Origin of the sequence: Amycolatopsis sp. NPDC021455, assembly GCF_040640995.1 — a bacterium.
Taxonomy (GTDB): domain Bacteria; phylum Actinomycetota; class Actinomycetes; order Mycobacteriales; family Pseudonocardiaceae; genus Amycolatopsis.
The window spans coordinates 24052-47819 of record NZ_JBFACT010000047.1; the positions used below are offsets into that span (position 1 = coordinate 24052).

25 protein-coding genes are annotated in these 23768 nt (G+C 71.7%); 19 read left to right on the forward strand and 6 right to left on the reverse strand.

From position 1 onward, the window contains the following. Position 1: 1 nt before the first annotated feature. The 14 genes from AB0G28_RS35130 to AB0G28_RS35195 all read left to right on the forward strand — a co-directional run bounded on the left by AB0G28_RS35130 (position 2) and on the right by AB0G28_RS35195 (position 12387). Complete coding sequence (locus tag AB0G28_RS35130) at positions 2–289, forward strand: antibiotic biosynthesis monooxygenase (RefSeq protein ID WP_361099324.1); 288 nt, start codon at positions 2–4, stop codon at positions 287–289. Continuing rightward, complete coding sequence (locus AB0G28_RS35135) at positions 286–606, forward strand: antibiotic biosynthesis monooxygenase family protein (protein ID WP_361099327.1); 321 nt, start codon at positions 286–288, stop codon at positions 604–606. The genes AB0G28_RS35130 and AB0G28_RS35135 overlap by 4 nt, the downstream gene beginning before the upstream one ends. A 1-nt stretch (position 607) precedes the next feature. Then, positions 608–1663, forward strand: a complete 1056-nt coding sequence (locus AB0G28_RS35140) for a methyltransferase (RefSeq protein WP_361099330.1) — start codon at positions 608–610, stop codon at positions 1661–1663. Further along, a complete protein-coding gene (locus AB0G28_RS35145; RefSeq protein WP_361099333.1) occupies positions 1660–2151 on the forward strand; it encodes a SchA/CurD-like domain-containing protein in 492 nt (163 codons plus the stop codon). The genes AB0G28_RS35140 and AB0G28_RS35145 overlap by 4 nt, the downstream gene beginning before the upstream one ends. Next, positions 2144–2890, forward strand: a complete 747-nt coding sequence (locus AB0G28_RS35150) for an SDR family NAD(P)-dependent oxidoreductase (protein ID WP_361099336.1) — start codon at positions 2144–2146, stop codon at positions 2888–2890. Before AB0G28_RS35145 ends, AB0G28_RS35150 begins: the two co-directional genes overlap by 8 nt. A gap of 13 nt (positions 2891–2903) precedes the next feature. Next, the gene (locus AB0G28_RS35155) at positions 2904–3785 is read left to right on the forward strand and encodes an NAD(P)-dependent oxidoreductase (RefSeq protein ID WP_361099339.1); all 882 of its coding nucleotides are present in this window, start codon (positions 2904–2906) and stop codon (positions 3783–3785) included. Continuing rightward, the gene (locus AB0G28_RS35160) at positions 3782–4738 is read left to right on the forward strand and encodes an amidohydrolase family protein (RefSeq protein ID WP_361099342.1); all 957 of its coding nucleotides are present in this window, start codon (positions 3782–3784) and stop codon (positions 4736–4738) included. The genes AB0G28_RS35155 and AB0G28_RS35160 overlap by 4 nt, the downstream gene beginning before the upstream one ends. A gap of 29 nt (positions 4739–4767) precedes the next feature. Continuing rightward, on the forward strand, positions 4768–5928 hold the full coding sequence (locus AB0G28_RS35165) for an acyltransferase (protein WP_361099345.1): 1161 nt from the start codon (positions 4768–4770) through the stop codon (positions 5926–5928). 12 nt (positions 5929–5940) lie between these two features. Continuing rightward, a complete protein-coding gene (locus tag AB0G28_RS35170) occupies positions 5941–6267 on the forward strand; it encodes a TcmI family type II polyketide cyclase (RefSeq protein WP_361099348.1) in 327 nt (108 codons plus the stop codon). A 77-nt stretch (positions 6268–6344) separates the two neighbouring features. Next, on the forward strand, positions 6345–7865 hold the full coding sequence (locus AB0G28_RS35175; RefSeq protein ID WP_361099457.1) for an acyl-CoA carboxylase subunit beta: 1521 nt from the start codon (positions 6345–6347) through the stop codon (positions 7863–7865). Next, the gene (locus tag AB0G28_RS35180; protein ID WP_361099351.1) at positions 7862–8047 is read left to right on the forward strand and encodes an acyl-CoA carboxylase epsilon subunit; all 186 of its coding nucleotides are present in this window, start codon (positions 7862–7864) and stop codon (positions 8045–8047) included. Before AB0G28_RS35175 ends, AB0G28_RS35180 begins: the two co-directional genes overlap by 4 nt. A gap of 112 nt (positions 8048–8159) precedes the next feature. Continuing rightward, positions 8160–8765: a hypothetical protein gene (locus AB0G28_RS35185; protein WP_361099354.1), complete on the forward strand. Its 606-nt coding sequence runs from the start codon at positions 8160–8162 to the stop codon at positions 8763–8765. Positions 8766–8778: 13 nt separating this feature from the next. Further along, positions 8779–10911, forward strand: coding sequence for an MMPL family transporter (locus AB0G28_RS35190; RefSeq protein ID WP_361099357.1), 2133 nt, complete (start codon positions 8779–8781; stop codon positions 10909–10911). Between the two features lie 6 nt (positions 10912–10917). Then, positions 10918–12387 carry an MFS transporter gene (locus AB0G28_RS35195; protein ID WP_361099360.1) on the forward strand — a complete coding sequence of 490 codons (1470 nt, stop codon included), beginning with the start codon at positions 10918–10920 and terminating at the stop codon, positions 12385–12387. 234 nt (positions 12388–12621) lie between these two features. Here the strand turns inward: AB0G28_RS35195 and AB0G28_RS35200 are convergent, their stop codons facing one another. Then, positions 12622–13263 (reverse strand): hypothetical protein, encoded by a 642-nt coding sequence (locus tag AB0G28_RS35200; RefSeq protein ID WP_361099363.1) that lies wholly within the window; start codon positions 13261–13263, stop codon positions 12622–12624. Positions 13264–13324: 61 nt separating this feature from the next. Then, on the reverse strand, positions 13325–14272 hold the full coding sequence (locus AB0G28_RS35205) for a hypothetical protein (RefSeq protein ID WP_361099365.1): 948 nt from the start codon (positions 14270–14272) through the stop codon (positions 13325–13327). An 86-nt stretch (positions 14273–14358) separates the two neighbouring features. Between AB0G28_RS35205 and AB0G28_RS35210 the strand changes: the two genes are divergently transcribed. Both AB0G28_RS35210 and AB0G28_RS35215 read left to right on the forward strand, forming a co-directional pair. Continuing rightward, a complete protein-coding gene (locus tag AB0G28_RS35210) occupies positions 14359–15339 on the forward strand; it encodes a YafY family protein (RefSeq protein ID WP_361099368.1) in 981 nt (326 codons plus the stop codon). Between the two features lie 110 nt (positions 15340–15449). Then, positions 15450–16430: a hypothetical protein gene (locus AB0G28_RS35215; RefSeq protein WP_361099371.1), complete on the forward strand. Its 981-nt coding sequence runs from the start codon at positions 15450–15452 to the stop codon at positions 16428–16430. A 1-nt stretch (position 16431) separates the two neighbouring features. Here AB0G28_RS35215 and AB0G28_RS35220 read toward each other — a convergent pair whose 3' ends face one another. Next, entirely contained in the window at positions 16432–17040 is a 609-nt protein-coding gene (locus AB0G28_RS35220; RefSeq protein ID WP_361099374.1) for a TetR/AcrR family transcriptional regulator, read from the reverse strand. A 101-nt stretch (positions 17041–17141) separates the two neighbouring features. On the opposite strand from AB0G28_RS35220, the gene AB0G28_RS35225 reads away from it, so the two are divergent. Then, positions 17142–18161 carry a hypothetical protein gene (locus tag AB0G28_RS35225; protein ID WP_361099377.1) on the forward strand — a complete coding sequence of 340 codons (1020 nt, stop codon included), beginning with the start codon at positions 17142–17144 and terminating at the stop codon, positions 18159–18161. A 70-nt stretch (positions 18162–18231) separates the two neighbouring features. On the opposite strand, the gene AB0G28_RS35230 is transcribed toward AB0G28_RS35225, so the two are convergent. From AB0G28_RS35230 to AB0G28_RS35240, 3 genes are all read right to left on the reverse strand, one after another. Then, positions 18232–19284, reverse strand: a complete 1053-nt coding sequence (locus tag AB0G28_RS35230) for an NlpC/P60 family protein (protein WP_361099380.1) — start codon at positions 19282–19284, stop codon at positions 18232–18234. A 399-nt stretch (positions 19285–19683) separates the two neighbouring features. After that, positions 19684–19992 carry a hypothetical protein gene (locus tag AB0G28_RS35235; protein WP_361099383.1) on the reverse strand — a complete coding sequence of 103 codons (309 nt, stop codon included), beginning with the start codon at positions 19990–19992 and terminating at the stop codon, positions 19684–19686. Positions 19993–20106: 114 nt separating this feature from the next. Then, positions 20107–20643: a helix-turn-helix domain-containing protein gene (locus tag AB0G28_RS35240; protein WP_361099386.1), complete on the reverse strand. Its 537-nt coding sequence runs from the start codon at positions 20641–20643 to the stop codon at positions 20107–20109. A gap of 56 nt (positions 20644–20699) precedes the next feature. On the opposite strand from AB0G28_RS35240, the gene AB0G28_RS35245 reads away from it, so the two are divergent. Both AB0G28_RS35245 and AB0G28_RS35250 read left to right on the forward strand, forming a co-directional pair. Further along, the gene (locus AB0G28_RS35245; RefSeq protein ID WP_361099389.1) at positions 20700–21995 is read left to right on the forward strand and encodes a hypothetical protein; all 1296 of its coding nucleotides are present in this window, start codon (positions 20700–20702) and stop codon (positions 21993–21995) included. 154 nt (positions 21996–22149) lie between these two features. After that, positions 22150–23715, forward strand: a complete 1566-nt coding sequence (locus AB0G28_RS35250; RefSeq protein WP_361099391.1) for a cellulase family glycosylhydrolase — start codon at positions 22150–22152, stop codon at positions 23713–23715. The last annotated feature ends 53 nt before the right edge of the window (positions 23716–23768 follow it).

The following is a 23768-nucleotide window of genomic DNA, read 5'->3' on the forward strand; positions in this document are numbered from 1 at the left end:
GATGACCTTGACGATGGAAGTCGGCCGCGCCGACGCCCGGGAGTTCATCGACCGGTTCGAGTCCGCGGCCGCCTACGCCGCCGGCGTGCCGGGCTGCCTCGGCCAGGCGATCACCGCCCGCAACGTCGACGACGACACCACCGAGTTCGTGATCACCAGCGAGTGGCGGGACCGGGAGTCCTTCCACCGCTTCGAAACGAGCGAGGCGCAGGACCGCGTCACCGCACCGCTGGCCGCGCTGCGGCGCAGCGCCCGCATGGAACTAGCCGAGATCGGAGCACCGCAATGACCGCACGAGTGATGGTCCTCGCCCGCATCCGGGAGGACGACCGGGCCGCCTTCGAGGCGGCCTACGCCGAGGTGACCGCGAAGGTCGCCGGCACGCCCGGCCACGTCCGCGACGAGCTGCTGCGGCCCGCCGACGGCGACGACCGCTACATCCTGCTCTCGGAGTGGGAGAGCTCGGCCGCCTTCCTGGCTTGGGAGGACGCCCCCGTCCACAAGCAGACCACCACACCGCTGCGGCCGTACTGGGCGGGCGCGGTCGAACGGAACATCCACGAGGTGGCGCCGGGTGCGCTCCACGCCGGCGCGAAGGGGATCTGAGATGACCGCGATCAACGAGACCGAAGGCCTCGTCGCCGACCCGCCGGACACCGCGCTGCTGCCGGAGTCCGCGCAGATCCTGCTGATGGCCACCGGGAAGTGGGTGGCGCAGGCGCTCTACGTCGCGGCCAAGCTCGGCGTCGCCGACCTGGTGGCGGACGGGCCGCGCACGCCGGCCGAGCTCGCCGCGGCGACCGGCACGCACGCCCGCTCGCTGCACCGGATCCTGCGGGCCATCGCCAGCGTGGGGGTGTTCGCCGAGGACACCGAAGGCCGTTACGGCCAGACACCGCTGTCGGAGTGCCTGCGCGACGACGTCCCCGGCTCGCTGCGCCAGGCCGTCATCTTCTTCGGCGAAGACTTCACCTGGCGGCCCTACGGCCGGATCCTCGACACCGTCCGCACCGGCGCGCCGGTGTTCAACGCGATCAACGACGTGCCGGACATGTTCGCCTACATGGCCGAACACGCCGACAGCCAGCGGATCTTCGACGGCGCGATGCTGGCGCTGTCCGGCGACTCGATCGGCGACATCACCGAGCGGTACGACTTCGCCGGCGCCGGGAAGGTCGTCGACATCGGCGGCGGGCAAGGGTTCCTCGTCTCGGAGATCCTGCGGGCCAACCCGGGCACCACCGCCGTCCTGTTCGACCAGCAGTCCGTTTTGGACGGTGCGGTCACCGGCGAGTTCGGCGACCGCGTCGAACTGGTCGCCGGCTCGTTCTTCGAGACCGTCCCGGCCGGCGGCGACACCTACGTCCTCAAGAGCGTCCTGCACGACTGGACCGACGACCAGTGCGCCGACATCCTGGCCCGCGTCCGCCGGGCCATCGGCGACCGGCCGGACGCCCGCGTCCTGGTCGTCGAGGCGGTCGTCCCGCGGCTCAACGCGTGGGGCTTCGCGAAGTTCATGGACGTCGAAATGATGGTCAACGTCGGCGGGGTCGAACGCACCGAGGCGGAGTGGCGGGCCCTGTTCACCCGCGCCGGCTTCGTGCTCGACGAGATCGTCGAGATCAGCCCGCCGAACTCCATCCTGGTGGGCCGTCCGGCATGACCGGCCCGCCCCGGGTGCTGGGCTGGTTCGCCGCCTACGGCGCCGGTCTGCTCGGGATCCCGGAACCCCGCTTCCAGCCGCAGGAACACGACGAGGAGGACAAGACGATGTCGCAGCAGTGGGCGCTCACCTGGAACGTGCGGGAGGGAACGGAAGCGGAGGTGATCCGCCTGTTCGAGCGCAGTGGCCGGCCCGACCACGTCGTGCGCGACGACGAGGGCAACGTCGTGGGACTGCTGAAGCGCACCTCGGTCTTCATGCGGCGCAACACCGTGGTCCGGGTGATCGAGTTCGACGGCGAGTTCCTCGACGTCGCCAAGCACATGGGCCGCCAGCGGGAGGTCCGGGACCTGGAGCGGCAGCTGGACCCGTACCTCGAACAGGAACGGGACATGTCCACCCCGGAGAAGACGGCCGCGTTCTTCGCCTCGGCGAGCATGCGGTGCGTCCTCAGCCGCCGCCACGACGAGGAGCTGTCCGATGCCTGACCGGATCGCGCTCGTCGTCGGCGGGTACGGCGGGATCGGCCGGGCGGTCTGCGACCAGCTGGGCGCCCGGGGCGTCGAGCTGGCCGTGGCCGGCCGGACGCGCGACAGTGCCGAACTCGCCTGCAAGCAGCTTCGGGAGGACGGGGTGCGCGCGCACCCGTTCGTCGTCGACCTGGCCGATAAGTCCACAGTGGACGAGTTGGTGGCGGACGTCACCGGGCGGCTCGGCCCGCTCGACGTCCTGGTGAACCTGGCGGCGATCGACGCGCAGGGGCCCGCCCTCGACGTCGAGCCCGAAGAGTGGGACCGGGTCGTCGGCGTCAACCTGTCGGGCACGTTCTGGCTCGCGCAGGCCGCGGGCCGGGCGATGCTCGGCACCGGGCGGCCCGGCCGGATCGTGCTGCTGTCCTCGACGCGGGCCGCGTTCGGGGGCCGGCGGGGCTTTTCCGCCTACGGCGCGTCGAAGGCCGGTGTCGACCTGCTGGTGAAGCAGCTCAGCACGGAGTGGGCCGCGCGCGGCGTCACCGTCAACGGGGTCGCGCCCGGCTTCGTGCCGACCGCGCTGACCGCCGGGGCGGGCGCCGAGTTCACCGCCATGATGCTGCGCCGGATCCCGGCCGGCCGGTTCGCGACCCCGGACGAGGTGGCCGCGGCGGTGACGTTCCTGGCCTCGCCCGAAGCCGGGTTCGTCACGGGGCAAGTGCTGTACGTCGACGGCGGCGTGACCGCCAGTTCGTGAAGGAGGGACCACCATGACTTCGACCGTCGCCGTCCTGGGAACCGGGGCGATGGGCGCCGGAATGGCGCACCGGCTGCTGGCGGAGGGCCACGAGCTGCGGGTGTGGAACCGCACCCCGGAAAAGCTGCTGCCCCTGCTGGAACTGGGCGCGTTCGCCGCGGGCACGCCGGCCGAGGCCGCCCGCGGCGCGGACGCCGTGCTCGTCAGCCTCGCTCACGCGGACGCCGTGGAGCAGGCTCTCTTCGGCCCGGACGGCGCCGCCGCCGGGTTGCGGGAGGGGGCGCTGGTGCTGGACGCCAGCACGACGTCCGCCGACGCGGCCCGTGACTTCGGTGCCCGCGCCGGACAGGCCGGCTTCCGTTTCGTGGAGGCGCGGGTGCTGGGCAACCCGCACCACGCCCGGCAGGGCGAGCTGCGGATGCTCGCCGGCGGCCCGGCGGAGTACGTCGAGGCGGCGCGCCCGCTGCTGGAAACCCTCGGCAAGGACGTGAACGTGCTGGGGGAGTGGGGTTCCGGCGCGCAGATGAAGATCGCGCTCAACCTCTTCCTCGGCGTGCAGCTGGCCGGGCTCGCGGAGGCGGTCGACATCGGCGAGGCCGCCGGGCTCGACCGGGCGACCGTGCTCCGGGTGCTCGGCGGCAGCGGATACAGCTCGCCGGTCGTGGCGTTCCGCTGCATGCTCGCCGGCGCCGGCCGGCTGGAGCCCGCCGCGTTCCGGCTCGACCTCATGGCCAAGGACCTGCGGCTGGCCACCGACCTCGCCCGGGCCCAGGGAGTGCCGGCCCCGGTGACCGAGGCCTCCGGCGACCGGTTCCACGAGGGCGTCGAACGCGGTCTCGGGCACCTGGACGCCGTGGCCGTCGTGCGGGCGGCCCGGCCGGCGGTGCCGGCATGATCATCGACGTCCACGGCCACGTGACCGCACCCGAACTGCTGGCGAAGTACCCGATGCCGCCGAGCCTCGGCGACATCGGCGGGATGATCGAGCGCAAGCTGGCGGCCGGGGTCGGGCTGACCGTCGTCGGCAGCCCGGTCGGGTTCGGCACCATGACCCGCATCCCGGGACTGGACAACTACGCCCAGCCCGCGGCCAAGCTGGCCGCCTTCCACGACTGGCTGGGCGAGACCGTCCGCGCGCACGCCGGCCACCTGCTCGCCTACGCCTACGTGAACCCGTTCGGCACCGAGGCCGAGCTCGCCGCCGCGGCGGAGCTGGTGCGCCGCGACGAGTTCGTCGGCTTCATCGTCAACACCTCGGTGCGCGGGAAGTTCCTCGACGACCCGGGCGCCGACGGTTTCTTCGAGCTGGCCGCGGAGGCCGGGGTGCCGGTCATGCTGCACCCGCCGGCCGAGCCGGTGGGCTCGGGCGCGCTGGCCCACTTCGGGCTGGTCGAACAGCTGGGCCGCTTCACGGACGTGCACCTGAGCCTGGCCACCCTCATCACGAGCGGCCGGCTCGAACGGGACCCGGGCCTGCGGATCATCGCGGCCACCGGCGGCGGGGCGCTGGCGTTGCTGGCCGGAAGGCTGGACCTGGCGAACGCGCCCCGGCACTGGAAGACCGCCGGCACCCCGGCCCTGCCGCGCGAGCCGAGCAGCTACTTCTCGCAGATCTGGGTGGACACGGCGTCGTGCAGCCCGCACGCCCTGCGCGCCAACGTGTCCGTGTTCGGTCCCGGCAACGTCCTCTTCGGTACGGACACCCCGCCGCTGCCGCACGAGGTCGGCGATCTCGTGCGGGCCGTCACCGATCTGAATCTGTCCACTGAGGACACCAACGCGATCCTGGCCGGCAACGCCGTCCGCCTGCTCGGCCTGTCCGAGCGGCAGACGCGCGCGGCCGCCTGAGGCGACGGACCGAGGAGACGAGTCGTCCCATGACCTCCACCATTCCCGAAACCGGGGCCGGGCCGGTACCGGCGACCCCGAAACCCGCCAAGACGCGGCTCTCGACGTTGGCCGGCCTCCGGGTCTTCGCGTCGCTGACCGTGTTCATGGACCATTCCCTGCTGCCGCTGCCCGGCATCAACCCGTTCGCCGACCAGGCGTTCGGCGACGGGCTCGAGGCCGTCTTCCGGGTCGCCGCGTTCGGCTGTGTCTCGTTCTTCTTCGTGCTCAGCGGCTTCCTGCTCACCTGGCTCGCGAAACCATCCGACACCTACGGCGGCTTCATCCGCCGCCGGCTGGTCCGCATCTACCCGGGCCACCTCGTCACGATGCTGATCTGCCTCCTGGGTGTCGGCGCGACGCTGGGCCAGGTGCTGCCGAACGTGTTCCTCGTGCAGTCGTGGGTGCCCCGCTACGAGATCTGGGCCGCGCTCAACGGCTCCACCTGGTCGCTGGCCTGCGAGATCCCGTTCTACCTGGCGTTCCCGCTGATCCTCAAGCAGGTCGGCCGGATCGCGCCGCACCGGCTGTGGTGGTGGGTCGGCGGCATCGTCGCGACGGTGCTCGTGATCACGAGCGTGTCCCACTTCCTGGTGCCGGGCACGCCCGCGTTCCCGTTCTCCTCGCCGATCGGGATGACGCAGTTCTGGATGGTCTACACCGCGCCGCCGACCCGCATGCTGGACTTCGTGCTCGGCATGATCATGTGCCGGATCGTCAAGACCGGCCGCTGGATCAACCTGGGCCTGCTGCCCGCCGCCGGGATCTACGTCGTCGCCGCCGGGCTGGGCCTGCTCCTGCCGTTCACCTTCGAGCTTTCGTTCGTGGAGATCCTGCCCGCCGCGCTGCTGGTCGCGGCCGCGGCGAACACCGACGTCCGGAACCGGCGCTCGGTGCTGCGGGGCAAGGTGTGGGCGAAGCTGGGCGACCTGTCGTACTCCTTCTACCTCGTGCACGGAATCGTCGTGTTCGGCGGCGGAACGGTGCTGCGCAACGGAAAGCTGTTCTCGATCCCCGTCTCGCTCGGGATCATCGCGCTCGATCTCCTGGCCAGTTTCGTGCTGGCGTGGCTGCTCTACACCTTCGTCGAGAAGCCGATCCGCACCCGCTGGGCGGTCGCCCGGCCCCGGAAACAGCTCACCACCACCTGATTGGACAATCCCATGACGACCACACTGATCGTGGCCAGGATGACGCCGGACGCGGCCGGGCGGGTCGCGGGCATCTTCGCCGAGTCCGACCGCACCGAGCTCCCGGGACTCGTCGGCGTCACGCGCCGCCGGTTGTTCCGCTACCAGGGCCTCTACTTCCACCTCTTCGAGGCCGGTGAAGACGGTCCGCGGCGCGTCGAGGAAGTGCGCGGGCACGAGTTGTTCGCCGACGTCAACGCGAAGCTGGCCGAGCACGTCAAGCCGTACGACGAGCGGACGTGGAAGTCGCCGCGCGACGCCATGGCCGAGGAGTTCTACCACTGGTCGGTGGGGTCGTGACCGCCGTCGAGGAGCGGCTCGAACACGACTTCGCGTCGCCGTCCGCGACGGTTCCCGCCGCGGCGCGGGTCGCCGAGCTGGCGGGCCTGCGCCGGTCGATCGCCGAAGGCGTCCCGCGGGCGACCGCGGCCCAGCACGCGAAGGGGAAGCTGACCGCGCGGGAACGCATCGAGCTGCTGCTGGACGAAGACAGCTTCCAGGAGGTGGAGCCGTTCCGCCGGCACCGGGCCACCGGCTTCGGCCTGGAGGACCGGCGGCCCCACACCGACGGTGTGGTCACCGGCTGGGGCACCGTGGACGGGCGGACGGTGTTCGTGTTCGCCCACGACTTCCGCATCTTCGGCGGCGCGCTCGGCGAAGCGCACGCGGAGAAGATCCACAAGGTGATGGACCTGGCGCTCGCCGCGGGCGCCCCGATCGTCGGCATCAACGACGGCGCGGGCGCCCGGATCCAGGAGGGCGTCACCGCGCTCGCCGGGTACGGCGGCATCTTCCGGCGCGCGGTGGCCGCGTCCGGGGTGATCCCGCAGATCTCGGTGGTGACCGGCCCCTGCGCCGGGGGCGCCGCCTACGCGCCGGCGCTGAGCGACTTCGTCTTCATGGTCCGGGACACCTCGCAGATGTTCCTCACCGGACCGGACGTCGTCGAAACGGTCACCGGCGAGCGGGTCACCCACGACGAGCTCGGCGGCGCGGGCGTGCACTCCGGCATCTCCGGCGTGGCGCACTTCGGCTACGACGACGAGCGGACGTGCCTGGCGGACGTGCGCTACCTCCTCTCGCTGCTGCCGGCCAGCAACCTCGAGAAGCCGCCGTCGGTCGTGCCGGACGACCCCGTGGAGCGGACCAGCGAACGGCTGCTCGACCTCGTCCCCGCCGATCCGGCCCGGCCGTACGACATGCGCGAGGTGATCGCGGAGGTCGTCGACGACGGCGACTTCCTGGAGGTGCACGAGAACTGGGCGCCGAACGTGCTGTGCGCGCTGGCGCGGATCGGCGGTGACGTGGTCGGGGTCGTCGCGAACCAGCCGCTCACGCTGGCTGGCGTGCTCGACATCCACTCGTCGGAGAAGGCGGCCCGGTTCGTCAGCACCTGCGACTCGTTCAACATCCCGCTGGTGACCCTGGTCGACGTGCCGGGCTTCCTGCCCGGCGTCGGCCAGGAGCACAACGGCGCCATCCGGCACGGCGCGAAACTGCTCTACGCCTACTGCAACGCGACCGTGCCGCGGATCCAGGTCATCGTGCGCAAGGCCTACGGGGGCGCGTACATCGTGATGGACTCACGGTCCATCGGCGCCGACCTGGCGTACGCCTTCCCGACCAACGAGATCGCGGTGATGGGCGCGGAAGGCGCGGCCAACGTCGTGTTCCGGCGCGAGATCGCCGAGGCCGCCGATCCGGACGCGACGCGGGCGAGCCGGATCGAGGAGTACCGCCGCGAGCTCATGCACCCGTACCACGCCGCCGAACGCGGGCTCGTCGACGACGTCATCGATCCCCGGCGCACCCGCGAAGTCCTGGCGCGCGCCCTGCGCATGCTCGCCGGGAAGGCCGTCCGGCTGCCGCACCGCAAGCACGGGAACGTGCCGACGTGACCGGCGAACCGGCGCTGTGGATCCGGCGGGGCAGCCCGACGGACGAGGAGATCGCGGCTCTGGTGGGAGCGCTGTGCGTCCTGCTGGAGCGGGGGAGCGCGCCGCCGGAGCCGGCGCGTCCCGAACCGGCGCCCTGGGCCCGGCGGCGGCCGTGGCACGACGCCGACAGCATCTGGTGGTGACCCCGGTGGCAGGAACCTGCCAGGGGCGGAAAGTGCCATCCCGCAACGGTTCCCGGCGGACCGGGACCCCGGCAGACTCGGTCTCGCCGGACGAGCGAAGGAGACGAGCGAAGTGCTCCCATCACGCAGAGCCGGCGCGCTGACGGCCGCCGGCGCGGTCGTCGCGCTGGCCGTGGCGGCCGTGTTCCTCGGCGGGACCGCGTCACCACCCGCCCAGGCCGCCGCGGACAGCATCGTGGGCAGGCCGTCGCCGCTGTCCGGGAAGCTCATCGTCGACGCCGACGCGCCGGCGACCGGGACCGCCCACGTCGACTACACCGGGTCCACCGCGGAATGCGACTTCCTGCACCGCAAGTACCCCGCCGGCGTCCCGGAAACCGGTTGCGTCAACACCGCCACCTTCACGACGACGGGCACCTCGCGGACCGTGCGGCTCTGCTCGGCGTACAGCTGCGACGCCTGGCACGCGGCGGTCACCTTCGACCTGCGGCGCGACGGCCCGGTGCTCACCGCGGGCGGCGGGGTCTGCCAGTACGGCGGGTTCGCCTACGACGCCCTGCGGGACTGGGTGTCCTACACCGGGAACGGCACGGCGACGGTCGCCGTGGCCGCCGACTTCTACGTGATCATCTCGGGGATCCCCATCACCGTCGAGTGGCACGTCCGGATCACCAACCACGCCGACGGCACCTGGCACGTCGATGTCCACCACACCTGAGGAGGGCCGAGGGATGATGCGCGCACTGGTGGCCCTGCCGGGCGGACGGCGTGGCAAGTGGGTGGTCCTCGTCGCCTGGATCCTGCTGCTGATCCCGGCGTTCTCGCTCGCCGGGATGCTCGGTTCGGTCCAGAAGAACGACATCTCCGCGTGGCTGCCGAGCTCTTCGGAGTCGGCGCGGTTCGTGACCGCGGCCGGGAAGTTCGGCCCGGGCGGCACGATGCCCGCCGTCGTCGTCTACTCCCGCACGGGCGGGCTGACGCAGGCCGACGTGGCCAAGGCCAACGCGGACGCGGCCGCCTTCCAGCGGCTCGACGGCGTCACCGGCAAGGTCCAGCTGCCGCTCGTCGCCGACGACCTCCAGGCCGTCGAGACGGTGGTGCCGGTCCGGGTCGGGGAGTCGGGCTGGACCGGGATCGCGCAGGTGGTCGACCGGCTGGCGGCGATCGCGGCCGAAGGGGACACGGGGCTGGTCAGCCACGTGACCGGCCCCGGCGGCTACGCGGCGGACTCCGGCCGGGCGTTCGGCGCGGCGGACCTGCTGATGATCATCGCGGTGGTCGTGGTCGTCGCGATCCTGCTCTTCACCTACCGGAGCCCGGTGCTGTGGCTGCTCCCGGTGATCTCCGCGGTGGCCGCGGTCTTCACCTCCGAAGCGGTGATCGCCGTGCTGGCGAAGTACGCCGGCGTCGTCGTGAACTCCCAGAGCAGCTTCATCCTCAGCGTGCTGGTGTTCGGCGCCGCGACCGACTACGCGCTGCTGCTGATCGCCCGGTACCGCGAGGAGCTGCTGGTCCACTTCGACCGGCACGACGCGATGGCGCGCGCCCTGCGCCGGTCCGGGCCCGCCATCCTGGCGAGCGCCGCCACGGTCGCGGTGAGCCTGCTGGTCCTGCTGCTCGCGACCGTGAACTCCACCCGCGGCCTCGGCCCGGTCTGCGCGGTCGGCATCGTGGTGGCCCTGCTGGCCATGACGACGTTGCTGCCCGCCCTGCTCGTCCTCTGTGGACGGTGGATCTTCTGGCCCGCCAAGCCGTCGTTCGGCGCGCTGCCGCCGTCGGGCGGCGGGTTCTGGGGCCGCGTCAGCGCGTTCGTCGCCCGCAGGCCCCGGTGGATCTGGGCGGTCACGGCGGCGGTGCTCGGCGCGCTCTCGCTGGGGATGCTCGGCCTGCACGCCGAGGGCATCCCGCAGGACCGCCAGTTCACCAAGGTCACCGAAGCCGTGCTCGGCGACCAGCTGCAGGCCCGGCACTTCCCGGCGGGGGCCGGGAACCCGATCTGCGCGGTCGTGGACTCGGCCGCCTCGGACCAGGTCCGGCTGAGGCTGTCGCTGCTGCCGTCGGTGGCGACCGTCGTGCAACTGGACCAGAAGGACGGCAAGACGCTGATCCTCGCCACGCCGCGGGCCGGCGCGGGCAGCCCGGAAGCACTGGACACCGCGCGGCAGGTGCGTGCCGTCGTGCACGGCCTCGCGGGAGACGGCGCCGCGGTGGGCGGCGGTCCGGCGATCACGCTGGACATGCAGGAGGGCGCCGCGCGGGATTCGTGGGTCGTCATCCCCGCGATCCTGCTGGTGGTGTTCGGCATCCTGGTCCTGCTGCTGCGGGCGCTGGTCGCGCCGCTGGTGCTGGTCGGCACGGTCGTGCTGTCCTACGGCGCCACGATGGGCATCAGCGTGTTCGTCTTCGACCACGTCTTCGGGTTCGGCGGCATGGACGCCGCGTTCCCGTTGCAGGCCTTCACCTTCCTGGTGGCGCTGGGAGTGGACTACAACATCTTCCTCGTCACCCGGATCCGGGAGGAGGCCGGCAAGGCGGGCACCCGACGCGGGGCCCGCACCGGCCTGACCGCGACCGGCGGCGTGATCACCTCGGCCGGCCTGGTGCTGGCCGGCACGTTCGCGGCGATGGGCTCGCTGCCGATGGTGTTCGCCGCGGAGCTCGGGTTCACCGTCGCGCTGGGCGTGCTGATCGACACCTTCGTCGTCCGTTCGGTCCTGGTCACCGCGCTGACGCTCGACCTCGGCGAAGCCATGTGGTGGCCGCGCCGGCCGAAACCCGTCGTTCCCGTCGCCGAAGTAGGACACGAACTGGCCTACTCGGGAACTAGCTTCACCGAAGCCCGATTCGAAGAACAGGAAAGGTAGAGACGGATGACCATCGCCCCCACCGCTGTGGCTCCCACAGCGTCCGCCGCGGCGGACCGCCGCCGCTGGCTCGCCCTCGCGGTGGTGATGACCGCCGCCTTCATGGATCTCGTCGACGTCACCATCGTCAACATCGCCGTGCCGAGCATCCAGCGGGACACCGGCGCGTCGTTCAGCGCGGTGCAGTGGATCACCGGCGGCTACGCGCTGGCGTTCGCACTGGGCCTGATCACCGGCGGCCGGCTGGGTGACATCTTCGGTCGCAAGCGCCTGTTCCTGCTCGGCATCGCCGGGTTCACGGTCGCGTCGGCGCTCTGCGGCCTGTCCGCCGGGCCGGACATGCTGGTCGTGTCGCGCGTCCTGCAGGGCGTGGCCGGGGCGATGATGGTGCCGCAGGTGCTGTCGATCATCCACGTCACGTTCCCGGCGGAGGAGCGCGGCAAGGTCTTCGGCATGTACGGCGCGATGGTCGGGCTCGGCGCCGTCGCCGGTCCGCTGCTGGGCGCCCTGCTGACGCAGTGGAACCTCTTCGGGCTCGAGTGGCGGCCGATCTTCCTGGTCAACCTGCCGATCGGGATCGCGGGCCTGGCGCTGGGCGCGCGGTTCATCACCGAGTCCAAGAGCCGCGACGCCCTGCGCGTCGACGTCGTGGGCACCGTGCTGGCCACCGCCGGGCTGCTGCTCGTGCTGTTCCCGCTGACCCAGGGCGAGCAGCTGGGCTGGCCACTGTGGACGTTCGTTTCGATGGCCGTGGGCGTCGTGGTGTTCGGCCTGTTCATCGCCTACGAGCGGCGGAAGGCCGGCTCGCCGCTGGTCGTGCTGGAGCTGTTCCGGATCAAGAGCTTCGCCGCCGGCATCGCCGTCCAGCTGGTCTTCGGCGCCACCACGGGCATCTTCTTCCTGATCTGGACGCTGTACATGCAGGCCGGGCTGGGCTGGGAGACGCTCCACGCCGGGCTCACCGCGGTGCCGTTCTCGCTGGCGGTCGGCGGCGCGGCGGGGATGTCCGTCGCGCTCCTCGTGCCCCGCTTCGGCCGCAAGGTCCTGCAGGGCGGCGCCCTGGTGATGAAGGTGGGCGTGCTGATCTACATCCTGCTGGTTTCGTGGCTGGGCACCGGGATCACCACGTGGGAGATGGTCCCGGCGCTGCTGGTCATGGGCTTCGGGATGGGGCTCATCATTTCCCCGATCACCGACGCGATCCTGTCCGACGTGCCGCCCGAGCACTCCGGTTCGGCCTCCGGGCTGATCAGCACCGTGCAGCAGCTCGGCTGGGCGTTCGGCCTCGGGCTGGTCTCGGTCGCGTTCTTCGGCGCCGTCGGCAAGGTGTCCCCGGCCGCACCGGACCGCGCGGCAGTCTACAGCTCGGCGTTCGGCAACGGTCTGTGGTGGGTCGTCGGCGGCCTCACCCTCGCGTTCCTCCTGATGTTCGCACTGCCCAAGAAGATCCGGCCGGCGGAGCAGCCGGCGGCCTGACCCACGGAAGGATCCAGGGTTGCGGCGAAGTCGTAGCGCCCCGTTCAAGATGCCGAGCCGGCGTGAACCGCACGCTGAGGCATCACCTGCGCCGCTCATCCAGACCTCCCCGCAACCCGGTACTGCCGTCCGTAGTCGCAATCCGGCTTCGGGGTGGCGGGCCACCGAGCTGCAAGCCTGAACGACCCGGGTCCCCCGGCGGAAATCATCCGCCGGGGGACCCGGGTCGTTTCGTCAGCCGAGCCGCCGGACGGGCAAACCCACTCGGGTGAAGAAGGTGACGGTCTCGGCGTCCGCCGGCTCACCGGCGTACCACAGCGTGGTCAGCTTCGAACCGAGCCAGGCGTGCAACGCGGGCAGCGCGGCCCGGCGTGCTTCCGCGCCGCGGTCGCGATCGCGTTGCAGCCCTTCGAACACGGCCAGGGTGACGATCGGGCCGGTGGCGAGCTCGCGCTCCAGCGTCCGGCGGATCGGGCACAGCAGATCGCCGCGCACGACGAGGTCGGTGGCCCGCGTGGCCCGCAGTTCGTCGACGACGGTTCCCGGCTCGCAGGAGCGGGCGCAGTGCACGCGCCCGCCCGTTTCGACGACCGGCCACGCGGCCGCCGCCAGTTCTTCCGCGTGCCGTGGTGGCAAGGCGGCCAGCAGCGCGGTTCGCTCGCTGAAAGGGCTTTCCCGTGGCTCGGCCGCGGAGGAGCCGGCCCACGCCAGCAGCAAGTGGTGCGGGGTGACGACCTCGGTGGCCCGGGCGACGGCGTCCGCCACTTCGGCGTGCGTCAGCCCGGCCTCCGCCGAGCTCAACGCGACAGCGGCCGGTGCCGGGCCCGTTGCGGAGGACAACGGGCCGGGCAGCCGGCCGCTCGTCGAGTGGTTCACCGGGTCCATGGTCGGGCGTGGTCACCGGAGGTGTCCACCTCGTCACGATGGCAGGAAGAGGTCACCGCCCGGTTCCGCACGCGACCGGGCCCAGTGCCTCGTCCCGCAGGGCGCCGAGGCCGGTGTGCAGGTAGTAGGCCCAGTAGCCGAGGTTGTCCCCGTACCGGCTGCGCAACCGCTGGTTGTCGTACCCCGGGCCGTAGACCTTGGCCGTCGCGTCGGCGAACGCCGGCATCTCCAGGGGGACGAAGTCCATCCGGCCCAGACCGCGCAGGAGGATCGCGGCGGCGGAGAACTCGCCGACGCCCTTGATCCCGCGCAGCGCCTTCGTCGCCTGCCCGTAGGACGCCGTCGCGAGGTAGTCCTCGCCGATGTCCAGCAAGCCTTCGACGAGGCTGGCGAGGTATTCGGCCTTGCGCGCGTTCTTGACGATCGCGAGCCAGTCGTCGACCTCGAGCTGGCGCAGGTCGGTCAGCTCGGGGAAGGCCTGGAACCGCAGCCCGTCGTAGCCGATGGTGCGCCCGAACCGCTCGGTGATCCGGCGCTTGAGCGCGGTGGAGACGTTCTTCGGCGTGCGCTGGGAAAGGATCGCCCAGACGCCGATCTCCGCCACCGTCAGGAACCGGACCTGGTGCAGGCCCCAGAGTGCCTTGACCAGGCGCGCGTAGCCGGGGTGGTCGCCGGCCGCCTGGGCGTAGAACCCGGTGAGGTCGTCGGACAGGCTGAGGTAGCCGTCGATCTTGGCGAGCACCGCGGCACGCAGCTCCGGCGCGATCGGCCGGTCCGAGCTCAGCTCGTATTCGACGCCGCCGTCGCACGGGCTGACCTTGAACACGACGGCCTGGCCGCCGATGGCGATCGCCTTGGTCAGGGTGTCCTCGGTCATGACCTGGTCACCCCTGCAGGCTCCGAAGCCCTGCAGGAACCGGATCGAGGTGCGCAGGTCGAACGGCTGGGCCGCCGGCAGAACGCCGGAAACGGTGGCCGGGGCGGTCAGGCTGGTCGTCATGGTGGTCTCCCTCGTCGGTCGCTGCGGCCGACGGTAAGACCCAAGTAGGTCAGATCGTGTCCCACATCGATGGGATACTTGTCGTCATGACGGACACCCCCGCCCGGTTGCTGGCCCTGCTTTCCCTGCTGCAGACGCCGCGCGAGTGGCCGGGCAGCGAACTGGCGGAACGGCTCGGGGTCAGCCCGCGCACCATCCGGCGCGACATCGACCGGCTGCGCGAACTGGGGTACCCGGTCGAGGCGACGATGGGCGCGATCGGCGGGTACCGCCTGGTCGCGGGCCAGGCCATGCCCCCGTTGCTGCTCGACGACGAGGAGGCCGTCGCCATCGCGGTCGGCCTGCGGACCGGCGCCGGGCACGCGGTCGAGGGCATCGAAGAGGCTTCGGTCCGCGCCCTCGCCAAGCTGCTGCAGGTGCTGCCCTCCCGGCTGCGGCACCGCGTCAGCGCGCTGAACTCCGCGACCGAACCGCTGCTGCCCGGGGACGGCCCGCAGGTCGACCCGGAGGACCTGGCCCGCATGGCCGTCGCGGTGGCGCAGCACGAACGGCTCCGGTTCCACTACCAGGCCGCGGACGGGAGCGAGACGCGGCGGCTCGTGGAACCGCACCGGCTCGTGTCGACCAAGCGCCGGTGGTACCTGGTGGCCTGGGACAACGACCGCGCCGACTGGCGGATCTTCCGCGCGGACCGGATGCGCGAGCCGTTCCTCACCGGCGTCCGGACGCCACCGCGCGAACTGCCGGCGGCGGACGCCGCGGCATACGTGTCCGGCAAGCTCTTCGAACGCGCGCCCACCTACCGCGCGGTGGTGGCCCTGCACGCCCCGGTCGACGAGGTCCGCCGTCGCATGCGCGGGGCACGGGCGGACCTGGAACCGATCGACGACCACAGCTGCCGGCTCCGGACACGCGCCGACTCCTTGGAGTGGATCGCGTTCCGGCTCGCCATGCTGGGGTGCGACTTCGAGGTGCTGGAGCCGCCGGAGCTGGCGGACCACCTGCGCGAGCTGGGCGAGCGGGTGCTCCGGGCCGCGGGCGGGCCGGGCCTACGACTTCAGTCGTAGGAGGGCTCACGCTTTGCACCCAACTTCGCCGCCTGGCCTGGGCCCGCGGCCCCGGCGAGCCCTACCGTCGATCGTGGCAGAGCGGTGAGGGCGAGCGAAGGGACCGCGCGATGCGAACGGCACACGGCGTCGACGAGGACACCCTCGACCTGTACCGACTGACGCTCCGCTACGACACGCTGGACAGCGAGATCGTGGCCAGGGAAGCCGGTTTGTCGCCCGAGCGCGCGGCCGACGCGCTGGCCCGGCTGGAGGCCGTCCGGCTGGTCCGCCCGGCCGGTGCCGAAGGCCGCTTCCGGCCCATGCCGCCGGAGTGGGCCGAAGCGGAGCTCCTGACGCCGGTGCTCTCCGACCTGCACGCCACCCAGCGGTTCATCGAGGAGACCCGGAAGACGCTGCAGGACCTGGGCGCGGTGTACTCCCGGGCCCGTGACGCCGGCGACCGGGACGACGAGCTCACGGTCCTGCCTCCGGGCGAGCCCACCCGGGTGGCGGTCTACCGGGCGGTCGGCGAATGCTCGTCGGAGTTCGCCACGACGCACCTGAGCGCGACCGACTTCGGCGCCGTGCTGCCGGACGAGCTGGAGATGCGGCGGCGCGGCATCGGCGTGCGGACCGTGGTGCAGCACAGCGTGCTCGCCAAGCTCGCGGTCCGGTCCTACGTCGGCAAGCTGACCGCGGCCGGCGGCGCGGTGCGTTCGGTGCCCCAGCTGTGGTTCCGGCTGTCGCTCTTCGACCGGCGGGTGCTCCTGGTTTCGGCGTGCCCCGGCGACGAACCGGCGTCCGGGGCGGTGCTCGTCCGCACCCCGGCGATCGTCGCCCGGGTGCACGAGCTGTTCGACCACGTCTGGCAGACGGCCACCCCCGAGGTGAGCGCCCCCGGCGGCCGGGGCGAAGTGGCCTCGTCCGAGCTGCGCGCGGCGATCGGCGCCCAGCTGGCGGCCGGCTGCACCGACGAGGTTTCCGCCCGGCGCCTGGGCATGTCGGTGCGCACGTACCGCCGCCACGTCGCGAACCTGATGACCGAGCTGGGCGCCCGCACCCGCTTCCAGGCGGGACTGCTGGCGAGGGACGCGGGGCTGGTCGGCTGAATCACCGTCCCGCGGCGTCGAGTGCGGGTTCGAGCGGTGCGAGAGCGGCGCGAAGCAACTCGGGGAGCGAGCCGGACGGCACGACGAGCCCACCGGTGGGCGACGGCGGCCGCAGCCATCGTTGAAGCGCGACGCGGACCGCGGCGGCCACACTCGCGGCCAGTACGCGGGCAGTGTGCTCGTCGGGAACGGCGAGCCGTGGGGTGATCGCGTCCGCGAGGGGGTGTTCGAGTTCGGTGGTGGTGCCGACGAAGGCGTCGCGCAACGCGGGATGGGTGGTGATGAGCAGCAGCGCGTCGCGGGCGGGTTCGCCGGGGTCGGTGTACTGCGCCACGATCGCCTCGACCACGGCTTCGGCCAAGCCGACGTCGCCGGGCCGGGCGGCCACCGCCGCCGCGACCCGCGCTTCCCGTTCGGCGGTGACCGCGGCGACGATCGCCTGTTCGCGGCTGGAGAAGTAGTTGTTGTAGGTCCTCGGCGAGACGCCGGCCGCCTCGGCGATGTCGTCGACGCGGACTTCGTCCGGCCCGTGCGCCAGGGCCAGCCGCAGTGCCGCCTCGCGCAACGCCTCCCTCGTGGCCTGCTTCTTCTGCTCGCGCAACCCCGTCACAGCAGCCAGCCTCCCAGGTTTCCTGCGTGCACGCAAACTTGCGTGCACGCACTTTTCTTCCCTAGGCTGCGGTCAGCAGGCTCCGACGGAAGGACTGACCCATGCGTGCCAAGGGCATCGCGTACGACACCGGCTTCGTCCGCAACGGCGAGATCTCCCGCGAGCGCTTCGATCCCGGCGTGGTCCGGCGGGAGCTGGCCATCATCCGCGACGACCTGCACTGCACCGCGGTGCACCTCGTCGGCGGCGATCCCGAACGGCTCGAACTGGCCGCCCGCTGCGCCGCCGAGCTGGGGCTGGAGATCTGGTTTTCGCCCTACCCGCTGGAACTGACCACCGCGGAGATCCTCGCGCTGTTCGCCGACTGCGCGCAGCGGGCGGAACGGATCCGGCGGGAGGGAGCCGAAGTCGTATTCGTCACCGGCGTCGAACTGAGCATCATGAACCGCGGGTTCCTGCCCGGTGACGACATCGAGGAGCGGCTCGGCCTGCTGTTGAGCGGCCCCGACGGCCGGGGTGAGCGGATCGCCGAGATGAGCGCCCGCCTCAACGGCTTCCTCGGCGAGGCCGTCACCGAGGTCAGGAAGCGCTTTCAGGGCCGGCTCACCTACGCCTGCATCCAGTTCGAGGGCGTCGACTGGACGCCCTTCGACATCATGTCGTTCGAGCTCATCCGCTCGGCCGAGGTGGCCGACCGGTTCTCCGAAGGCGTGCGCACCCTCGTCGCGCAGGGAAAACCGGTCGCGATCACCGGCTTCGGCACGGCTACCTGGCGGGGCGCGGGCGACGTCGCACCGCGCAGCATGGAGATCGTCGAGTACGACGAGAACGGCCGCCCGGCCGGACTGAACGGGGACTACGTCCGCGACGAGGCCGGCCAGGCCGCCTACCTGCGCGAGCTGCTGGAGATCTTCGAGGCCGAAGGCGTCGACAGCGCCTTCGTCTACCTCTTCGCGCTCGGCAACTTCCCGCACCGGCCCGACGATCCCCGCCGCGACCTCGACATGGCGAGTCTCGGCGTCGTCAAGGTCTTCGAAGACCGCACCGGCGACACGTACCCCGACCTGCCGTGGGAACCCAAGGCGGCCTTCACCGCCGTCGCCGACTGCTACCGCGCCTGATGGAGCACCGGCGGACAGGGGCGGCATCGCTCGCGAACGTGCGATGCCGCCCCGGCGTCGATCCGCGACGTCAGGCCGTGGGCCGGGTCGCGCCGGCGTACTGGCTCTGCAGCGGCGAGATCTTGACGACGTCGCCGCTGGTCGGGGCGTGGACCATCTTGCCGTCGCCGATGTACATGCCGATGTGGGACACCGGTGAGTAGTACGCCACCAGGTCGCCCGGCTGCAGCTGGTCGCGCGGGACCGGCGTGCCGAACTGGGCCTGGGCCGCGGAGTTGCGGGGCAGCGTGATGCCCGCCTTCTTGTACGCCCACAGCAGGAGGCCCGAGCAGTCGAACGAGTCCGGCCCGGTGGCACCCCAGACGTACGGTTTGCCGAGCCTGCTCAACGCCGCGTCGACCGCGATCTGCGCGGCTGCCGTCGGGGCCTTGACGACCGGTGGCTTTCCGCCGGTGTCGCGCTGGGCTGCCTTGTCGGCGGCGCTCAGGTTCTTGTCGGCGGCCTTGATCTGCTCGATCTGGTCGTCGAGGGTCTTCTGCTTGGCCTTGATGTCCTCGGTCAGCTTGGCCGCGGCGTCGCGGGCGTCCTGAGCCCGTTTCGCTGCGTCCGAAGCCTTTTTGGTGGCGTCGGCGGCCTGCTGGACGGCGCCGGTGAGGCTGGTCATCGCGGCGTTCTTGTCCGTGGCCAGCACTTCGAGGGCCGAGGACCGGTCCAGGAAGTCCTGTGTGGACGTTCCGGACAGCAGCGCCGACAGCTTGTTCAGCTGGACGCCGCTGGTGAACGACGCGCCGGCGAACTTGTCGACCTCCTCCTGGTACTTCTTCCGGTTCTCGGTGGCCTTGACGCCCTGGTCCTTCGCCGCGTTGACGTCGTTGGTGGCCTTGTCGAGCTCGCCTTGCCTGGTCGTCAGGTCGGTCTGCGCCTTGAGCAGGTCCTCGTTGAGCTTCTCGGCCTCCGCCGCGAGTTCGCGGTACTTGGCCAAGGCGTCGGAGGAACTGGGCGGAGCTTGGGGAGCGGGGACGGGGGCGGCGGTGGCCACGGGCCGGGCGACCGTGACCACGAGGATCACCGAGGTCGCCGCGAGGATGCCTGAAACCACTCGCCGGATGGGCTGCGACTGCACGGTCGCGCGGGTCTCCTTTGCTCGTCGTCCGCCGGCCGGAACCACGGCATCGGGGTGTGCCGTTCTTCGGGCAGCGCGAGCCGCGACAGGTGACGCGCGCGGTGGTTCCGTTTTTTCGCGGCTTCGGCGGCAAAGCCGGGCCGGCGGTGATCCCGCGTCGCCGTCCGGTCGACGGCAGCTGCCGCAAGATCACGGCCAGGCTACGAAAAGATGTCCGTGATGTCCACCTTCCGGCGGAGAAATCTTTGCGTGGAGCCAAGTCACGCTGCGTTAGGTGACCTAGTACTAATTGTTATAGTACCGATCACCGCTGTCCGCGCCGCGGGGTCGTCCGGCGCGGCGAGCGGCGCCGGAGGCCGATCCCGTGCCGGAAAAGGGAAATCGCGGCTTTTCGCCCGCTTACTTCACGTCGGGGGAGAGCCGTTCGACGATATTCGCCAGCTCCTCCCAGAGCGCGGCATTGCGCCGGGCGATATCCGCGACCAGATTCGCGCAGTGCGGGGGAACCGCGGTGAACACCCCGGTGTCCTCGGGGCTCAGTGCGTGCGCGGCGAGCCACTGCAGAAGGGCACGTCCGGAATGCGTGAATTTCAGGGCCGGATCGCGCTCGAGCGAATCCAAGATGGCCGCCAAGCTGTCCGGATCCCCCTGGTCCGCCCGGGCCGGCGGCCCATCGCCGACCGCGTCGGGACGCCAGTCGTTTTCCACGTCGAATCCCCCCACCGGACCCCGTATCGCAAACGAACGTCGTTACGTTAGTCCGTGGGCCGTACTCGGTGTCAAGCTCCATTCGGCAAGAATTGAGGGAGCGCTCCCGCAACGTTATGTCGCCGCCTCTTCGCTGGGAAAGAGGATCGGGCTCAGCAGATACCGGGTGCGGCCGGGTGCGGGCGGGTTGGCCAGCCGGGGCAGGATGGCCGCGCGCAGTTCGCCGACCATCGCCGTGAGCTCGGCTTCGTCCAGCCAGATCGCGTGTTGCTGGTAGCCGACGGGGTCGGTGGCCGGGTCGGCGGTTTCGCGGTCGAGGTAGGCGGAGAACTCCGCCACCAGTGCGGCCACCGCCACCGTGAACGCGCGCCGGTGATCGGCGGGTGACAGGGACGCGGCCGTGGCCGGGTCGATGGAGGCCCGTTCGCGGCGCAGCCGGTAATGGCGTTCGACCGCGCCGCGGACCCGGCGTTCTTCGGCCACTTCCAGGACTTCGCCGGCGGCGAGCAGGTCGACGTGCCGGTACACCATGGCCTTCGAGACGTCCGGCAGCAGCGCGCAGAGCTGGGCGGTCGTGAGCGTCCGGTCGCCGCGCATGGCGTGCACGATCCGCAGCCGGACCGGGTGACCCAGCAGTTCCAAGGTGTCCACTACCAAACGATCTCACATCATGATACCGTTCGCAAAACGTGAGAAAGGTGGGGGACATGACGGACCCGGGGGCTGTGGCCAGGACGGTCGTCGACATGGCGGCGGAGGGACGCTTCGCGGACGCCGAGGAGCTGTTCGCGCCCCGGCTGCGGGCGGCCGCGTCCGCGGAGACATTGCGAGTCGGCTGGGAGACGGAGATCGCCAAGGCCGGGCCGGTCACGGCGGTCGGGGAGCCGGTGCGCGAGCCGGCCAAGGCGGGTCTGGTCCGGGTGAGCGTTCCGGTGACCTGCCGGCACGGCGGGCTCACCGTGGTCATGTCGGTCGACGGCGACGGTTTCCTGCACGGCCTGCGGCTCGCCCCGCCGTCCGGAGTGACCTGGGAGCCGCCCGCCTACGCCGACCCGGACCGGTTCACCGAACACGAAGTCACCGTCGGGTCCGGCCCGCTCGCGGTGCCCGGCACGGTGACCCTCCCCAAGGGGCGCGGTCCGTGGCCGGCGGTGGTGCTGCTGAGCTCGGGCCCCCACGACCGCGACGTGACGACCGGGCCGGGCAAGCCGTTCAAGGACCTGGCCTGGGGCCTGGGCAGCCGCGGCGTCGCGGTGGCCCGGTTCGACAAGCTGACCCACGTCCACCCCGGTGCCGGCTCCGAACCCGGCTTCACCATGGCCGACGAGTACCTGCCGCACGCCATCGCCGCCGTGCGCCTGCTCCAGCGGGAGCCGGCCGTGGACCCCGCGCGGGTGTACGTCCTCGGTCACAGCGGCGGCGGGAAGGCCGCCACGCGGGTCGCGGCCGCCGAGGCCTCGGTCGCCGGTGTGGTCAGCCTCGCCGGGGACACCGCGCCGTTGAGCCGGGCGGCCGTCCGGGTCGCCCGCTACCTGGCCGAGCTGGATCCCGGCCCGGCCACGACGGCCGCCCTCGAGACGGTTTCGCGGCAGGCCGCGCTCGTCGAGAGCCCCGGCCTTTCGCCCTCGGCCCCGGCGGCGGACCTCCTCTTCGGCTGGCCGGCCTCGTACTGGCTGGACCTGCGGGAGTTCGACCCGGTCGCGACGGCGGCCGCGCTCGGCAAGCCGATGCTCATCCTGCAGGGCGGCCGCGACTACCAGGTGACCGTCGCCGACGACCTCGCGGGCTGGCGGGCCGGCCTGGCGCACCGCCCCGACGTCACGATCCGCGTCCACGACGCCGACGACCACCTGTTCTTCCGCGGCGAAGGCCCGTCCAAGCCCGGATACACCTCGCCGCAGCACGTCGACCCCGCCGTGGTCGACGACATCGCCGGGTGGCTGGCGCCCCCGCGGCGCGGGATCGCCCGGTTCTTCCCTCGGCGGCGTCCGGCCGCCGGCTGACCCGGGGCGCGCAGCCGCTTGCGGAGGATGGCCGAACGCGCCCGGCGCTGTTCGCCTGAATCGGGGCTCTTTCCCATCGTTGGTGATTGACAACCCGGGGTCGGGAAGCGACGGTGTGTCGGGCGACTGGGAACGCTCCCAGAACCTTCCGCCCGTGGCCGCCGTCAGTGTGCACAAGGGAGTGCCGATGTGGGTAAGAGCCGGAAAACGTCCTGCCGTGCTGGCGGTCGCGGGCCTCGCGGCCGCCGCCGCGGTCGTCGTCACGTCGACGACGGCCGTTTCGGCGGCGAATGAGGCGAGCGCGGCGTTCGCCTGCCGCGTCACCTACTCGGCCAACGACTGGGGAAGCGGTTTCAGCCTCGCCGTCGGGATCGCCAACCTCGGCTCTTCGGCCGTCGACGGCTGGACGCTGACCTACTCCTACGCCGGCAACCAGACCCTGCAGCAGGGCTGGATGGGGACGTGGACGCAGTCCGGCAAGCGGATCACCGTGACCAACGCGAGCTGGAACGGCACCATCCCGGCCGGCGGATCCGTCAGCACCGGCGCGAACTTCTCCTACAGCGGCACGAACACCACACCGACCGACTTCGCCGTCAACGGCGCCGCGTGCACCGGGACACCGCCGACCACGGCCACGACACCCATCACCAAGCCGACGACACCCACCACGACCACCACGACGACGCCACCGCCGCCCGGCCCGGCGCCCGCGCTGCACGTGTCGGGCAACAAGCTGCTGACCGACGGCGGCAAGACCTACCGGCTGCTGGGCGTCAACCGGTCCAGCGGGGAGTTCGCCTGCGTGCAGGGCAAGGGGATGTGGGACAGCGGCCCGGTCGACCAGGCTTCGGTCGACGCGATGAAGGCGTGGAACATCCACGCGGTGCGGATCCCGCTGAACGAGGACTGCTGGCTCGGCCTGTCCGGCTCGCCCAGCGGAGCCCCCTACCCGCAGGCCATCAAGGACTACGCGAAGCTGTTGGAGGCCAACGGGATCAACCCGATCCTCGATCTGCACTGGACGCACGGCCAGTACACCGGCACCTCCTCGGCCTGCACCGACGTCAACGCGACCTGCCAGAAGCCGATGCCCGACCGGCAGTACACGCCGGCTTTCTGGACGCAGGTGGCCACCGCGTTCAAGGGCGACAACGCCGTGGTGTTCGACCTGTTCAACGAGCCCTACCCGGACGCGGCCGCGAACTGGTCCGACGCGGCCGCGGCGTGGAAGTGCCTGCGGGACGGCGGAACCTGCACCGGCATCGGCTATACCGTGGCGGGGATGCAGGAACTGGTCGACGCCGTCCGCGCGACCGGCGCGAAGAACGTGATCATGACCGCCGGTCTGACGTGGACGAACGACCTCACGCAGTGGCTGGCCTACAAGCCGTCGGACCCGGCGGGCAACCTGGTCGCCTCCTGGCACACCTACAACTTCAACGCCTGCGTCACGGTGTCCTGCTGGGACAGCCAGATCGGGACGGTCGCCGCGCAGGTGCCGGTCCAGGCCGGGGAAATCGGCCAGAACAGCTGCGCGCACGACTACATCGACCAGGTGATGGCGTGGCTGGACGCGCACAACCTCGGGTACACCGCGTGGACGTGGAACCCGTGGGGCTGCAGCGGTGGCAACGTGCTGATCGAGAGCTTCGACGGCACGCCCACCAAGACCTACGGCGAGGGCTTCCGGGCCCACCTGCTGACCGTGAACCCGTGAAAGGCGGTCGCTGGTCGCGGCCGCCCCCGGCACGCCGTCGCCCGGTGGTTCCT

Bases quoted from the DNA above. Each gene is read 5' to 3' on its own strand.
- AB0G28_RS35130 (WP_361099324.1), top strand. From the start codon at position 2: ATGACCTTGACGATGGAAGTCGGCCGCGCCGACGCCCGGGAGTTCATC.
- AB0G28_RS35135 (WP_361099327.1), top strand. From the start codon at position 286: ATGACCGCACGAGTGATGGTCCTCGCCCGCATCCGGGAGGACGACCGG.
- AB0G28_RS35140 (WP_361099330.1), top strand. From the start codon at position 608: ATGACCGCGATCAACGAGACCGAAGGCCTCGTCGCCGACCCGCCGGAC.
- AB0G28_RS35145 (WP_361099333.1), top strand. From the start codon at position 1,660: ATGACCGGCCCGCCCCGGGTGCTGGGCTGGTTCGCCGCCTACGGCGCC.
- AB0G28_RS35150 (WP_361099336.1), top strand. From the start codon at position 2,144: ATGCCTGACCGGATCGCGCTCGTCGTCGGCGGGTACGGCGGGATCGGC.
- AB0G28_RS35155 (WP_361099339.1), top strand. From the start codon at position 2,904: ATGACTTCGACCGTCGCCGTCCTGGGAACCGGGGCGATGGGCGCCGGA.
- AB0G28_RS35160 (WP_361099342.1), top strand. From the start codon at position 3,782: ATGATCATCGACGTCCACGGCCACGTGACCGCACCCGAACTGCTGGCG.
- AB0G28_RS35165 (WP_361099345.1), top strand. From the start codon at position 4,768: ATGACCTCCACCATTCCCGAAACCGGGGCCGGGCCGGTACCGGCGACC.
- AB0G28_RS35170 (WP_361099348.1), top strand. From the start codon at position 5,941: ATGACGACCACACTGATCGTGGCCAGGATGACGCCGGACGCGGCCGGG.
- AB0G28_RS35190 (WP_361099357.1), top strand. From the start codon at position 8,779: ATGATGCGCGCACTGGTGGCCCTGCCGGGCGGACGGCGTGGCAAGTGG.
- AB0G28_RS35195 (WP_361099360.1), top strand. From the start codon at position 10,918: ATGACCATCGCCCCCACCGCTGTGGCTCCCACAGCGTCCGCCGCGGCG.
- AB0G28_RS35205 (WP_361099365.1), bottom strand. From the start codon at position 14,272: ATGACGACCAGCCTGACCGCCCCGGCCACCGTTTCCGGCGTTCTGCCG.
- AB0G28_RS35210 (WP_361099368.1), top strand. From the start codon at position 14,359: ATGACGGACACCCCCGCCCGGTTGCTGGCCCTGCTTTCCCTGCTGCAG.
- AB0G28_RS35215 (WP_361099371.1), top strand. From the start codon at position 15,450: ATGCGAACGGCACACGGCGTCGACGAGGACACCCTCGACCTGTACCGA.
- AB0G28_RS35225 (WP_361099377.1), top strand. From the start codon at position 17,142: ATGCGTGCCAAGGGCATCGCGTACGACACCGGCTTCGTCCGCAACGGC.
- AB0G28_RS35245 (WP_361099389.1), top strand. From the start codon at position 20,700: ATGACGGACCCGGGGGCTGTGGCCAGGACGGTCGTCGACATGGCGGCG.